The sequence below is a fragment of the Bradyrhizobium acaciae genome (assembly GCF_020889785.1).
Classification (GTDB): domain Bacteria; phylum Pseudomonadota; class Alphaproteobacteria; order Rhizobiales; family Xanthobacteraceae; genus Bradyrhizobium; species Bradyrhizobium acaciae.
This window is the reverse complement of record NZ_JACMYK010000004.1, coordinates 163,950-177,698: the sequence shown is the minus strand read 5'-3', so window position 1 is coordinate 177,698 and position 13,749 is coordinate 163,950. Positions and strand designations below refer to the sequence as shown.

General features: G+C 56.6%; 9 protein-coding genes. 2 read left to right on the top strand and 7 right to left on the bottom strand.

The features are described 5' to 3' along the window. Both groEL and H8A92_RS03825 read left to right on the top strand, forming a co-directional pair. A partial coding sequence (groEL, locus tag H8A92_RS03830) for a chaperonin GroEL (protein WP_229194521.1) occupies positions 1-1,052 on the top strand: 1,052 nt, incomplete at its 5' end. Positions 1,053-3,097: 2,045 nt separating this feature from the next. Next, positions 3,098-4,561, top strand: a complete 1,464-nt coding sequence (locus H8A92_RS03825) for an acyl-CoA dehydrogenase family protein (protein WP_229194520.1) — start codon at positions 3,098-3,100, stop codon at positions 4,559-4,561. 455 nt (positions 4,562-5,016) lie between these two features. On the opposite strand, the gene H8A92_RS03820 is transcribed toward H8A92_RS03825, so the two are convergent. From H8A92_RS03820 to H8A92_RS03790, 7 genes are read right to left on the bottom strand one after another with little or no spacing between them, the layout of a single operon-like run. Next, positions 5,017-5,727, bottom strand: a complete 711-nt coding sequence (locus H8A92_RS03820) for a hypothetical protein (protein WP_229194519.1) — start codon at positions 5,725-5,727, stop codon at positions 5,017-5,019. After that, positions 5,724-6,899, bottom strand: coding sequence for an alanine racemase (gene alr, locus H8A92_RS03815; protein WP_229194518.1), 1,176 nt, complete (start codon positions 6,897-6,899; stop codon positions 5,724-5,726). The genes H8A92_RS03820 and alr overlap by 4 nt, the downstream gene beginning before the upstream one ends. A 10-nt stretch (positions 6,900-6,909) precedes the next feature. Then, positions 6,910-7,998 (bottom strand): NAD(P)/FAD-dependent oxidoreductase, encoded by a 1,089-nt coding sequence (locus H8A92_RS03810; protein ID WP_229194517.1) that lies wholly within the window; start codon positions 7,996-7,998, stop codon positions 6,910-6,912. Beyond that, a complete protein-coding gene (locus H8A92_RS03805) occupies positions 7,995-8,336 on the bottom strand; it encodes a cupin domain-containing protein (protein WP_229194516.1) in 342 nt (113 codons plus the stop codon). The genes H8A92_RS03810 and H8A92_RS03805 overlap by 4 nt, the downstream gene beginning before the upstream one ends. Further along, positions 8,333-9,715 carry a lysine N(6)-hydroxylase/L-ornithine N(5)-oxygenase family protein gene (locus H8A92_RS03800; protein ID WP_229194515.1) on the bottom strand — a complete coding sequence of 461 codons (1,383 nt, stop codon included), beginning with the start codon at positions 9,713-9,715 and terminating at the stop codon, positions 8,333-8,335. The genes H8A92_RS03805 and H8A92_RS03800 overlap by 4 nt, the downstream gene beginning before the upstream one ends. Then, on the bottom strand, positions 9,716-10,933 hold the full coding sequence (locus tag H8A92_RS03795) for an MFS transporter (protein ID WP_229194514.1): 1,218 nt from the start codon (positions 10,931-10,933) through the stop codon (positions 9,716-9,718). Continuing rightward, on the bottom strand, positions 10,930-12,591 hold the full coding sequence (locus tag H8A92_RS03790; protein WP_274613207.1) for a class I tRNA ligase family protein: 1,662 nt from the start codon (positions 12,589-12,591) through the stop codon (positions 10,930-10,932). The genes H8A92_RS03795 and H8A92_RS03790 overlap by 4 nt, the downstream gene beginning before the upstream one ends. Between the last annotated feature and the right edge of the window lie 1,158 nt (positions 12,592-13,749).

Below are 13,749 nucleotides of genomic sequence, written 5' to 3'. Positions count from 1 at the left end.
GGGGCTACATCTCGCCCTACTTCGTCACCAACGCCGACAAGATGCGCGTCGAGATGGATGACGCCTACATCCTCATCAACGAGAAGAAGCTCTCCTCGCTGAACGAGCTGCTGCCGCTGCTCGAGGCCGTGGTGCAGACCGGCAAGCCGCTGGTGATCGTCGCCGAAGACGTCGAAGGCGAAGCGCTCGCCACCCTCGTCGTCAACCGCCTGCGTGGCGGCCTGAAGGTCGCGGCCGTCAAGGCTCCGGGCTTCGGCGATCGCCGCAAGGCCATGCTGCAGGACATCGCGATCCTGACCGGCGGCCAGGCCATTTCGGAAGACCTCGGCATCAAGCTCGAGAACGTCACGCTGCAGACGCTCGGTCGCGCCAAGAAGGTGACGATCGACAAGGAGAACACCACGATCGTCAACGGCGCCGGCAAGAAGGCCGACATCGATGCTCGCGTTGCCCAGATCAAGGCGCAGATCGAGGAGACCACCTCGGACTACGACCGTGAGAAGCTGCAGGAGCGTCTCGCCAAGCTCGCAGGCGGCGTCGCGGTGATCCGCGTCGGCGGCTCGACCGAGGTCGAAGTGAAGGAGCGCAAGGATCGTGTTGATGATGCGATGCATGCGACCCGTGCGGCTGTCGAGGAAGGTGTCCTGCCGGGCGGCGGCGTCGCCCTGCTCCGTGCCTCCGAGCAACTCAAGGGCCTGCGCACCAAGAACGACGACCAGAAGACCGGCGTCGAGATCGTGCGCAAGGCGTTGTCCTGGCCGGCCCGCCAGATCGCGATCAACGCTGGCGAAGACGGCTCGATCGTGGTCGGCAAAGTCCTAGAGAACGATCAATATTCTTTCGGCTTCGATGCCCAGACGGGCGAGTACAGCAATCTCGTCACCAAGGGCATCATCGACCCGACCAAGGTCGTGCGCATCGCGGTTCAGAACGCGTCCTCGGTTGCCGCGCTCCTGATCACCACGGAAGCGATGGTCGCCGAACTGCCGAAGAAAGCCGCGGCGGGTCCCGCAATCCCTCCCGGCGCCGGCATGGGCGGTATGGATTTCTAACTGCGCCTTTCAAAACGCCGACACATGCGGAGCCCTGGCAGGAATGCCAGGGTTTTTCAGCTTCGGGCGAACCATCTTAGACACCATTTGAGCTGGATCGGCAGGTGGCGCCGAAAGCCGCATCGGTCATCCATGTCGCGAGCGGTTGGCCCGGCTGGTCTGACGCTCTGCACCTCGGCAGGGTAAAAAAGGAACCCAGCTTACGGCGCCTAACTTGCGGGCCATTCGGCTTGACGAAGCCGCCTCTGTTCATTCGAGTCTTTTGAAGAACCTCATCTGAGCAGACGCATATCCGGTGCCAAGCTACAGCTTTTACCTTCCGCCTATATTTCCAATTCTGACGCGCAGTCCGAAGCGCCAGATACCGTTCCTGGCTTTGGCCTGACATCTCATCGGGCCGGTTTGAAGTGCGTTCGAGACGACGGATCTTTCAATTTCGCAGCGCATCCTCTGGGGATCGACATATCAATCCTGGAGCGACGCGACAGCAAGACATGTAATTCTTGCTGTTGAGTGTTCGAACAGGCAGATCGCGGATCGCGGGACCCTGGCGAAGAAACAACTTGCTCAAGAAGCTGCAAAGATACTCTACTGCTACGAGCCGTTCGCTTGATCAAAGATCAAGCGGCGCGGCGAGTTGTCCGGGCTGTACAAGCAACAGCCACAGCCCACAGAGCCAACCGAGCGCTGAACCCCGCCGCAAGACCCTGATGCATCATTTCACAAACGAGGCGCGTGGCTGAGAGGACGCGCAAGCTCCCCGAACACGCGGCTTGGCTGTAACACTTCGCCGATGGTAGCCGTGCGCCCGGATGTCTTCGCGGATCTGCTCGCTCACCGACCGTACGACGCGTTTCTTCCGCCAGTTCCTGTTGAAATGGAGCGGAATGGAATCGCCCCGAGGAACGACGAGAAAGTCGTTCCGTTCGTTCACGTAGATATCGTACATGGATCCTCGCTCCCGACGAACATAGGCCGATGCTCAAGCGTTTTGGTGACTTTGACGACACGGTCGCGAGAAAGCCACATGAGCCGCTTTGCTCCTCGAGAGCTCACAATCAAGCCGCCTCCTCCGCGGCAACGCGGCGCCGAGCGTGAACTAACCAAGTCGCCGGGAGAATCCCGCACGCGGACATCGAAAGACGCCTCGGCGTCTTCCTCAAGTTCAATTTCCAACTCGATCTTCAAATTGCTCAGCATGCCGCGGCAATAACCTGCAACGTAGTGAGCGAGAGGAAGGCCTCAGGGTCTACAAGCAGCTTGCCGACCAACTTTTTGACGGCCGCTGGAAAGCGGCCCCAGCACCTCTGGGGGCCAAGGGCCGGTGCCGGGGCCGCCATCTTGCCTGACTCAGGGATAAGAGACGGGCGGCTTGAAAATAAAGAGCGGGCCAAACTGGGCCATTAGCATATGTGAATCTCGGCCACGTTTTCCAACGAGAGACGATCGTCGCAGACCTAGCCCCCGCCTGACTGGATGCGCGCCAATATTCTTTCCACCAAAGCTGCGGTTGACTCGCTTCTGAACGTTGTCGCGAGGTCAGTACAGCGTCTCAATTCGAAATCGCTCCGACATCGATCGGGCCGGACTTCGTAAAGCTCGATGTGGGCAAGCACCGGTGCCAGTCGGCGGGACGGTCCGGGTCGCCGTGTGGCAGACCGTCAGTCTGATCAAGATTCTACCGCTTCGCAGAGCTTTGCTGAGAGACCGGTGCCACGAGGCTGCTGCACCTGTTCGCTCATCGGGGAAGCGGACAACCCAGGCGCCACGTTCTAATGCGGAGTAACGGGGTCCTCAGAACCGGCGGTGCGCTCTGACCGGCAATTCCGCGGGCGTGCTGTTGCCTAGCGTCCTCCGCACAAATTCCGGGGGCTCTGGCGAGCGAGCTATACCAATGTGTATTCGGGCCAGCCGCAGGGATAATTGGCATAAAGCGCAAGGCCAATCATTTTGGCGGCATGGCTATGTCCTCTCAAGTTTGCGCCCTTTTCGAGGAGCCGCAGGAACGCTCAGCCGGAGTCCGTGCTTCCAGCCTATACTCCAGTTTGATCGACGACCTCAGTCAATTGAATTTCGCAGACGCGGACGACCGTCGAGCATTCCCTCCGACCCTACATAGCATGCTGGCAAGGCATGGACTGTTCGGACTCACCGTACCGGCAGATCGCGGCGGATTGGCTCTTTCCTTGCAAAACGCCATTGAGCTCATCTCTGCCACTGCGTCTTTCGATGTCTCCGCTGCCTCTACCCTCGTCATTCATAACTTCCTGGCCTTGCCCTGTATCCAAGCGGCACCGCACCTCCCCAACCAAGAGCAGGTCATACTGGGGGCAACGCGCGGCGATCTTTGCGCTTTCGCTTTGACGGAGCCTGGAGCCGGTTCTGCCCCGAGGCACATAGAAGCTTCGGCTTTCATGCATCAAGATAAGGTTCGCATCTGCGGCCGTAAAATTTGGATTGGCCTCGCTGACTGGGCCCGGTGGATCGTTTGTTTTGCGCGAGCTTCCGGTCATGACGCCAAAGGTCGCCTCGTTGGTGTACTGGTTGAAAGGCAGGCTCCCGGCCTTAAAGTCACGCACGAGCATCGCACCCTCGGTTTGCGTGGAATTATACAGAATACTCTCGAGTTCCAGGATGTCGAGGTGCCGCGTGCTTACGTGCTTTCTCGCGACCAAGACGGTTGGGGCGCAGCGACATCCAGTATGAACCGCGGCCGAATAGGTGTGGCTGCGATGGGCCTTGGCGCCCTTGAGCGCGCGATCCAGGTCGCGGCTTCATATGCAAATCATCGTCGCCTAGGTAAGCTGCGCATGATTGAGAACAGCTATATAGAGCAGCTGTTTGGGCAGATGGTACTTCGCCGCGAAGTCGTGAAGGCGATGCTTACGGCGTCCTGCCGGCTCGTCTCTGGGCAGGGATCTCCCAATGTCCACCTTGCGTCAGCAACAAAGGTACTGTCGTCCGAATGGTGCGGCCTTGTCGCCGATCAATGCGTCCAACTGTTGGGTGGCCGAGGGTACGACGAGGGGACGCCGTTAGCTAAAATCTATCGTGACGCCCGTATTCTCCGCATCTTCGAAGGTCCGACGGAGACGCTTTTGTCCCATCTTGGCCGCTGTCTTCTTTCCAGAGCCACCCGCGACGAAATAGCCGATCTTTTTGTCTCTCTGGGTGCCGCATCAGTTCATGCGGACGCCGTTGAGGAGCTCCGCGGCCTCAATGAGACAGACGGTGTCGTGCTAATCTATGCAGGTTGGCTCACCACATTGGGATTAGCACAAGCTGTGATGACTGCTGGCACTTTCACTGCCTCGGACTGTGCCACAGCGGCGGCTGATCTCGTCAGTACCGAACTAGCTGCGGTGCGTTCTCGCGCGCCGACACGCCTAAGTGTCGAACGCCGCAATCGTGCCAGCCAGACGCTGGCCAATTTTCTTCAAGACGCGGCCTGCTCCATCCGCTGCCCTGTTCTAACAGACGATTACCTTAAATTGGTACAATATGTCTAACCTGCAGCCAGGAGGTGGAGCGAAGGCGATCTGCCGCACAGCCATTGCGGATGCGCCAAGTCTCACTTCGGCCATGACCTGACCTTGTCAGCGACAACGAGCCGCTGACCACGCAAAGCTGCCAATTTATGAAGGCGCATCACGTCAGCCTTGAGATGCTCCATCACCGCCCGCTGGACGGAGGATCCACGATCGCGCGATGCGGGACTTGCCGTTGAAAACGATCAGGTGGCCCTTTCGCCTGGACCGTTGCTTGCTCTCGGCGTCCGCATTTGAGCCAACGTTGAACGGCATACGCTTGCTAAGGCTCGTACCTGCGTAACAATCCCTACTTCACTGAATTCGATACTCAAAATCGACTTGTATTTCATCGTTTTGTTTATGCTTACGACGAAGCAAGCATCGCTCCCGTCCTGCCCCTTCTGCAGGTCTCGTGAGACGAACGCGAATAACCTTCACACCCGCTCGTTCCTGAAATGAAGGAAGTTACAAACCTCAAAGTACTTTTCCTCATTCAAGCGGAATCCAAATGCCGATATTCGGCTCGTCAGAACAGATGGATCGAAAGCAAACGCCTGAAAGCCGTTCGAGCAATCTAATCGGACGTAGCCATCTGTCCGCACCACAGCCTGAACGTTTATCCCGCAAAGATCATAATATTCTAGCCGCGCCGCGGTCGCTGTCTGGCTGGTTGAAAAAAGCGACAACGCGAGATCAAAGGGCGTCTGGCACATCAGCGCGAGAAATTCCATTGGACGATCCATGGTGCCAAGAACATTGAACGGCAGAATGCAAAGCACGCTTCCGTCATATCGCCGCATGATCTCACCGACCAGACGCCTTCTTTCAAAAAACTTGTTGGCCTCGCAGCGGACAACAGCTCCCTTGTCTTCCTTCAATCTACGTACGCGAGGTGGATTGATATCGATACCAAGGTAATCACTCTCATCGTTCTTGATACCAATAAGGCGGTAGCAACTGCAACCGACCTCAATAATCAACCGGTATGTGGTCGAACGCAGGAGCTCAAGACAGAACGCTCTCTCACGTTCGTGGAACTGACGCACCTGAGCGGTGAAGTAGCTCGGACGCATGAGACGTATGCCTTCGTCACCCAGATAGATCGCTCGATTCACTTGGCGGGATCGGAATGCAGAGGAGTTCACTGGCACCTCATCTGATTCCGCTTGCCCGAAATATAAAGTCTGCGACACCGGCGTCCGATCGCTGTGGTCAGTTCATCGCTCAGCATGTCGGCGGCTAAAGCCATATCTGCGACCGTCTGCCCGGGGCAGATCAGGTCGACCGTTGTACCTGGCGCAGTCGAACTCTCGGGCAGCTCCGTCACATCGATGCTGATGAGATCCATCGAAACGAAGCCGACGATTGGCGCTCGAGCACCACATATGAAGACATGACCTCGATTGCCGAGGCTACGCGGGAACCCATCTGCATAACCAATAGAGGCGGTCGCGACACGCATCCGTCTCTTCACTGGGTATGATCTGTGGTATCCGATCGCTTCCCCGACCTTTACCCTGCGACATTGAACGATTCGCGTTCGCAGGCGGACGACTTGCGATGGCCTGAAGTCGGGATCACCGGATATGGAAAGGCCGAGAATTCCACCACCCGATCGTATGAGGTCGAAATGAAATTCACATCCGGCAAATAGTCCCGCGGAGTTCGACAGCGAGAGGATTGCTTTGGGAAACAGATAGGTGAGTTTGCGGAACTGATACAATTGTTGCCGACTAATATCGTTGCGCCACTCCGCGCAGGCGAGTTGGCTCATGAACAGCACGACCGGCAGATCCGACAGCACCTTTTCATTTTCGACGGCTTTTTGCAGCTCATCGACGGGAAACCCCAGTCGAGACAAGCCCGTGTCGACATGGACACCTGCGGGCAACAACCGGTTGCGAAGGCGGCAATGCCCGAGCCATGCATTCAGCTGTTCCCTGCTGTTCAGGATCGGCAGCAAGTCATGGTGCTCAATAGCCGCCTCCAAACCGGGCATAACCCCATGAAGCAGGTAGATTTTCGCAGCTAAAGGCAGCACCCTGCGCAAGGCCACGCCTTCTTCCACATCGGCCACGAAGAAATGCCCGCAGCCAAGCCGCGCAAGAAACGGCGCTATGCGCAGCGCGCCAAGGCCATAGGCGTCTGCCTTGAGAACTGCGCCGCAAGCGCTATGGGGCGCCAGCATCCGAAACTTCCGGTAGTTAGATTCTATTGCGCCGAGATCAACAACCATGGTCGATCTCGATGTATTGGCATAACCGGCATCTGACAGATTATCAGAGAGATTGGAGTTAAGACCAATCACATCCGGCATGTGCCGACCCTCATGTCGCCGTAACGTCGTGTCGATCCGCAGCATATAGGAATCGTACCGCCTCTTCCGCACACGCCGGCCCAAAGCGAAACCCATTACCCGAACCGCCGCCGATCACACACAAACCTGCGATATCTTTCGCAGGACGGGAAAACGGCACACCATCCGCCGAATAGCAGTCGCAAAACACACGTGCTGACGCCACCGCTGGCCATTCGGCGGAAAACCACTTGGCCAGAATTGCGGTGGCACGCGCGAGATCATCCGAACTGAGCCGCAGTTCATCGGAGACCGGGTTTACATCCCATTCCTGCGAGGTAAAGCTAAACAGCCAGTATCCCTGCTCGATCATGGGAATGAGGAACGCGTAGTCATCGAATAGCCCGATCATTGGACAGTTCGGCGTGGGCCGCGCGGCCAAATGGAGCGCGACTACCTTCTTAACTCGCAATCCCGATTCGTCTGTTAGATGCCGCCGCAACAGTGAGCCTGGTAACCAGGGCCCGATTGCAAGAATGGCCCGCTTCGTCGCGAGTTCGCTGTTATCAGAGGTCTGGAGAACAATATTGCGCGGCCCCTTCCGTATGCTTGTAATCGATGTACGCTCGCTTACTGAAACCCCTTCGATCCTGAGCCTTTTAGTCAGATCCTGAACAATGGAATCCACTTGACAGTACGAACCACGATCTAACAGGACGGCCACATCGGCAGGGACCGAGAATTGCGGCAAAGATGATAGCTTCTCGGCCAGAGCGAAGGATGTTGATGGGGTCAGGTGGCCCACGCTGCTCTGTCGCGCGAGTTCACCGGGATTGCGCGTCAACCAAAACACATCACAGTCTCGTCCCTTGGGCCATTGTCCGTCGGGATAGATCCCGCGCCAGAATTCCGAACCGCAATCGATGAGGCTCCTTTCCTTTTGGTTCCGACAGATATTGATCTGGATCCCAGGCGCAAACCCGCTAGTACCAGATCCAGCGATATCTCGTTCGACGATGACTATTCTTTTTTCCGGGCCATCCCTCGCTGCGATGAAGGCCGCACTAAGACCCATAATGCCAGCCCCGATGACTGCGAGGTCATAGATCTTGTCAGTCATTGAGTTTGTTTCCAGGAGATGGAGAAGGCACTCAGAACTTCGTTGCCACTATTCTGCAAATGATGGGTCTGATTCGGTCGCAGAAACACCAGATCGCCGGACTTCACGGCCAACTCACCATCGTCGGTCACCACCTGACCGCGCCCGCTCGTAATCCGCCAAATCTCGCTGGATGGATGAGAATGAGGCGTCGACACCGCGAGCGGATCGAGGCGAAATTCAATGAATTCGACCGGAGCGGTGATCTCCGGATCATCTATCCGTTTGACGTCCTGTACCAGTACGCCGGGGCTATAGACCGTTACGTCACCTAAGGTCATCAGCTGAGCATTCTTCACGGTTTATCTCCAATCATGCAGCTGGATCGCGACATGCTGCCCATTGCCGAGCGGGCGCTCTCAGGCACCACACCATACCAGTTGAGAGCTCCTGTTGCGGGCCCGCAATCGTAAGCTACCCGACCAATGATCGAATTGAGCACAGTTGAGGCGCGCCAAGGAACCAAACTCAGATTTGTGTCGGCGATGCCGTGTTGAAATCGTGCGCCATTCTGGACGTATAAGCGGCAGCTTTCGGGGCCATCAAACCGGGCCTGGAACTCCTTGCCGACCACGATCTCTCGAGAGCCACCAGGCGCGCTCACAATCGAAAGCCGGTTTGCGACCGGCTCCAGAAAGGGAGGGATCTCCGTACGGTAGCCCGTGGCGAGCACGATAATGTCAGCGACATATTCTGCGCACGCGCCGGTGGCCTGCTGACGTACCCCCAGGCGAAATGGAGATGTGGCACGCAGCTCCTCAGCCATGGCGTCGACGCGTATTTCGACCTCGGCGGGATACAAACCTCGACCAACCTCGCGATCGTAAAGTGCGTTGTAGATCGCGCGGAGTGTCGATGGGTTGACGCCATCGCTCGCCAAAACCTGCCGTTCAAGTGTTTGCTTTCTGGCGGCGTCGCTTTGCCCAAGGAACCATGCGCCAAACTGTGGAAAGAACCACTCATTAACAAAGGGGCTATCTTCGAGCGCAAATATGCTTGCGCGGCGCGTGATCCAGGCCAAGGCTCCCAGCGCGCCGCATGCACCGGTTAGCAGATGAAGAAATATTTCTGCTCCGCTTTGCCCCCCACCTACCACGACAACACGCTTGTTGGCGAACTCGCGGCGTCGCAGGAGAAAGGTACTCGCGTGAAACACCTGATTCTCCGGCGCATTTCTGCTCCAGTCAGGAACAGAGGGCACCCGGCCTACGCCGACCACTGTCGTACGGGTCTGATAATTGCGGCGATTGGTAGCGATACTGAACGCATCACCGCGTAGCTCGACTGCAATGACCTGTTCGCCGAATTGAACGTTTGCTAGCTTTTCTGCGGCCCATTTCAAATAATCTTCAAATTCGCTGCGGCCAACCGAAGCGATTCCTCGAACAATGGCTCGATAAAGCCGTCTTTTCTCGTGCAGATAGGCGAGAAAGCTATATACACTGGTCGGATCTGCTGGTGTTACGAGATCCTTTAAGGGGCTGGTTTGCATAAGAGCCCCATCTAGAAGCAACCCTGGATGCCAACTCGGCGCCTCCGATCTTTCCAGGATGTGTAAGGAAATTTCCGGAATCGGGGCCGCGAGCGCTGCCAGGCTCAGATTCGCCGGGCCCGCGCCGATTGCCGTTACCTGATGGCCGCCCTGCTTCGACATCACGCCGTCCGCAAGCCGGGCCATTTAGCGCTCCCGGCTCGTTGAAAACATTTGAATTGCGAGAACGATGCCATTGCTACCGACAAGCATCATCATGCTGATCAGCAGATCATCGAAGCTGTGGGCGCTCACGATCTGCCCGGCGATATATGGAAATCCGAACAAACCAACGAAGTAGGAGATTGTGAAGACCTGAGAAGCAACCGCCAATGATGTCCCTTCTGTACCTGCGATGAAGACAACCATACCGTTCAGAGTCGAATAACTAAGTCCGTATCCAAGGGCGAACATCGCTGTACCGAGGATGTAGATCTCCGCACTCCTTGCATTCATCAAAAGCAAGAATAGTCCTGCCATGGTGCACAAGACGAGAAACGCTGCGACCCACTCAAGCCGAAACTTTCCGATGACCGGCGCAGCCGCGAAGCGCAAGAAAACAGCTGTCAACGTGAAGACTATAAAGAATGTATCGGCGGATTGCCCGCGTGATGAGGCGTAAAGCGTCTGGAACGTTGACAGACCTGAAAACACGCATGCGCCGACGCCGATCATGACGATCGGATAACGCGTATTCGACTTGAAGGCCTCTTGCACGCCCTCAAACGTGAGTCGGACAGCCGCCATTTTGATCTGAGGAGCCTGCGCCAGTGCCCTGCCGGCCAACACCAGCAGCATGGCGCCAACGAGACATGCAGCAGCGAATAGAGAGTACGCTGCGATATAGGATCCGGAAATCTCCACGACGGTGCGCGCCAGTGGAACAGCAAGTCCGATCCCCAGCATCTGGGATCCGGAAAGCAAGGTGAGATACTTGACGCGAGCCGTAGGTCGCACGCGTTCTAGGATTTGAAGCGGAGCCAGCATATAGAAGATTGACCATCCAATGCCGAGCGAGATCCCGCCGAGATAAGCGAGCAACATAAAAGCCGGCGCCGCGGCAAAACAGATCATTGCAATTGCCATCACCGCGGCAGCAAGGGTGATCGTTTGCATCACGCCCAATAGATCGGCGATCCCGCCCGCTACAAGCGAACATAGTATTGTCGCGACCGTACCGGTCGAAATAACTGTTCCTGCTATGGATGCGCTCTGTGGAGCCGACTGCAGAGCATCCACTAGAAAGAAGCTCGACCCATACGACGCGGCCACGTTGATGCTACCTAGCATGAATGGAATCGAGACCTCGAGCGGCACTTCATCGGGCAACTTATCGGCGGCGATAATGTTCGCTGCGGCTTTCATTGCGTTACTTTCCCCGGAAGGCATCGATCTATGTCTGTGGCCGTCAAGCTGCGCCCATCGATTCTTGGTGCGTTTCCGCTCCGTTTGGATGAGGGTCTCGCCGCGCGGGCTGCGAGGGGATGTCCTTCATGACCGAGCCAGTGCCACAGAGCTTCTGTGATCCTAGGCATCAACGGCCAACCCAATATGCTGAAGCCCATCAGCCATGTGTAAGCGATTTGATGGCTCGGATTGGACTCAAGACAATCGAGCCATTCGGTCACCGATCTGAACGCGCGCGATACGCGCAGATGATCTAGCGAGAGAGCGGAGCACTGCTGGTCGTACAGCCGGTCCAGCATGATCATCATCGCATTATCTATGTGACACGCGGCGAAGGCCGGCATCGCGTTGATGATGTCCGTACAACGGTTGAAGACCCCAGCGCTCTTGTCGAGAATTGCGTTATAACGATCAATCAATTGTTTTGGGATCAGATCGGTTTCCGCTTCTTCGGGGCAGATTTCCGACAAACATACTCTGAGAATATCGATAGATATATCCGGCACTTGAGCTATTTCACCCGCCCAAACCACGTGGCCGCGACTGGTGGAGAACTTCGATCCGTTCAACCGAAGGAAATGATTAAAGAAAATTCGGTCAAATTGACGAAATGACTCCTGGCCCAATGCGCATCCGGTAACTCCCACGAGCATCGGGATTGTATTGTCGATGCCGGTCGCCCCGATCAGAAAAGTATCGGAATTGCGCGCAAAAGCACTTGGTGTGCCGAATGCCTCCGCATTTTTATGCCCACAATAGAGAGAATGAGCGTAGAGCAACGAGGAGTAGCTAAACAGGATCTGACGTGTGTTGAACTGGTGCGAATTCCAGGACAATCCATGCAGGCCAGGAACGGTCAACCGCATTTGCTGCCCTTTGCGTGCGATATATCGCTTTCCTATCTCCATAAAGGCAGGTTCGATAGCCGCATCGTCCCACGCCCGGGCGAGTTGGTCTCTTCGCGCAATTGAGAGAAAGGCAGAAATGTTATCTGTCCATTCTACAATCCGTCCTCGCCTCGACACCGGGTTTCGTGCTTCATCTGGCTCGAAATGATGTCCACATTGTTCGCAGAAGAAGCTCCCTGCGGATGCTTCGCATATGGGGCAGGTTGCGCCAAACCAGCCTCCAATGCAGAAACGCTCTTCCGTTGACGTCAGAGCAGAGCCCGCATCGTCGACGGGTAGCCGCGCTGCGCGAAATTCCAGCGATCCTGCTGCAGATAACGCATCCATAAGCACGTTGCTGACATTGGAAAACCGCTGAAGATTTACGCCGTGGGCTGGATCGTCGAAATGATCGAAAACGATCTCTAGTGAGGCGAGATCATGAGTAATCCGCATGTGGAAGCCATGAGCCAGGTCCGACGGATCGATGTTCTCGCGCACGGCTCGGACTAGAACATGGTTCTCGAAACCGTCGGTCGTCAGACCGGAGCGAACATGATGCCCTGCCCTCTTCAGGTGCCTTTGTAGAACGTCCATTCTGAGAAATGGGCCGGCAGCGTGGCCAAGATGTGCCCTGCCATTAGCCGTCAAGTTGACGGGCGAGATATATACGTCGGCCGGATTCGTATTGGCTACGCTTAGCGGCGTGATGATTGGGGTTTTTCTCATATCTGCACAAATGACATCCAGGAACAGATCCTGAAAACACGCGAATAGACATCCAGATAATTCGCCACGACAACGGGAATACGCGTGCGACTTGGCGGATTACGAATTTACGTATCTCGAGCCTAGGCGTTCAAAGCGTGTCACACACTCTTTGAGTACCTCTGGACCCTCTCCTAGCTGGACGCGTCACGTGTCGGTTCTCAGCTCAGAACCTGGCCTCCTCTCCACTTCTGCAGTCAACCTAACCAATCGCCCTGGAGCGATCGAGATAACGCCATGGAGAAGCAAGCGGCGCGCCAATTCAAAATCGTTAATCTTGCCGTCGCCGCGGCCTGCATTTCGGTCCACAATCAACATTTGGTCACGAACCTGACAGGCGGCTCGACAGGGACCGCAGGAGCCCACCACATTTTTTTACTCTCTCACGCGCAACGGCGGGCGTTGAATGGACAACCGCGCCTGGCCGGGCGACCGCGAGCTCACGATCTACGCTGGGCGACCGATCCGGCCGTTGCAAGGTTTGAGATGATGCCGCCCATGCGGACGAGCCCGCAGCAATCAAATAGGCCCGCGCGAAAGGGATGCATGCGCTCTCATTGGACGAGAGATAGCTTGCTGCGTACCACGCGCCTTGCCGACCAGCCGATAGCGCGTCGGAGCGGATCGTTTCCGTGCGTCGCTGAAAGCTGGCCGGCGAACATGCCGACCTCCGCAGGTCGACAAGCCGTTGAAGCCAACACCAGGAGCTTATCCCGTTTTTGAAAGGTTGAGACGGCTTCAATCTTGCGCCTCAAGGAGTCGAGTGCTCGCCGCAACTCAACCAAGACCATTGAACAGACAGCGTTATTGCGCCTTCCCGCGCCGTACAATCGGCATAGGGCGACTCCAGCCGCTTAAGCTTGAGGTAGGCACCTTCTGTCGTGCCGGAGCTATCGGTCCAAGCAAGCAAGGCAATCTTGCTAAGGTACAGCACCTCATGCGCAACCATCGTGAATCTCGGCGCCAAGCTGCGATACCTTCAGGGCACTCCCGGGATGTGGGCAGCAAATTTGATCTTCGATGACTTTGGAGTTGGCACCTCACACCAATTCGGCTTCCAAGCTCCACGGCCACTTTCAGGCAAAACAATTCGCGCGAGGACGTCGGACCCATCTCCGC

Bases quoted from the DNA above. Each gene is read 5' to 3' on its own strand.
- H8A92_RS03810 (WP_229194517.1), bottom strand. From the start codon at position 7,998: ATGACTGACAAGATCTATGACCTCGCAGTCATCGGGGCTGGCATTATG.
- H8A92_RS03790 (WP_274613207.1), bottom strand. From the start codon at position 12,591: ATGAGAAAAACCCCAATCATCACGCCGCTAAGCGTAGCCAATACGAAT.
- alr (WP_229194518.1), bottom strand. From the start codon at position 6,899: ATGCCGGATGTGATTGGTCTTAACTCCAATCTCTCTGATAATCTGTCA.
- H8A92_RS03800 (WP_229194515.1), bottom strand. From the start codon at position 9,715: ATGGCCCGGCTTGCGGACGGCGTGATGTCGAAGCAGGGCGGCCATCAG.
- H8A92_RS03795 (WP_229194514.1), bottom strand. From the start codon at position 10,933: ATGAAAGCCGCAGCGAACATTATCGCCGCCGATAAGTTGCCCGATGAA.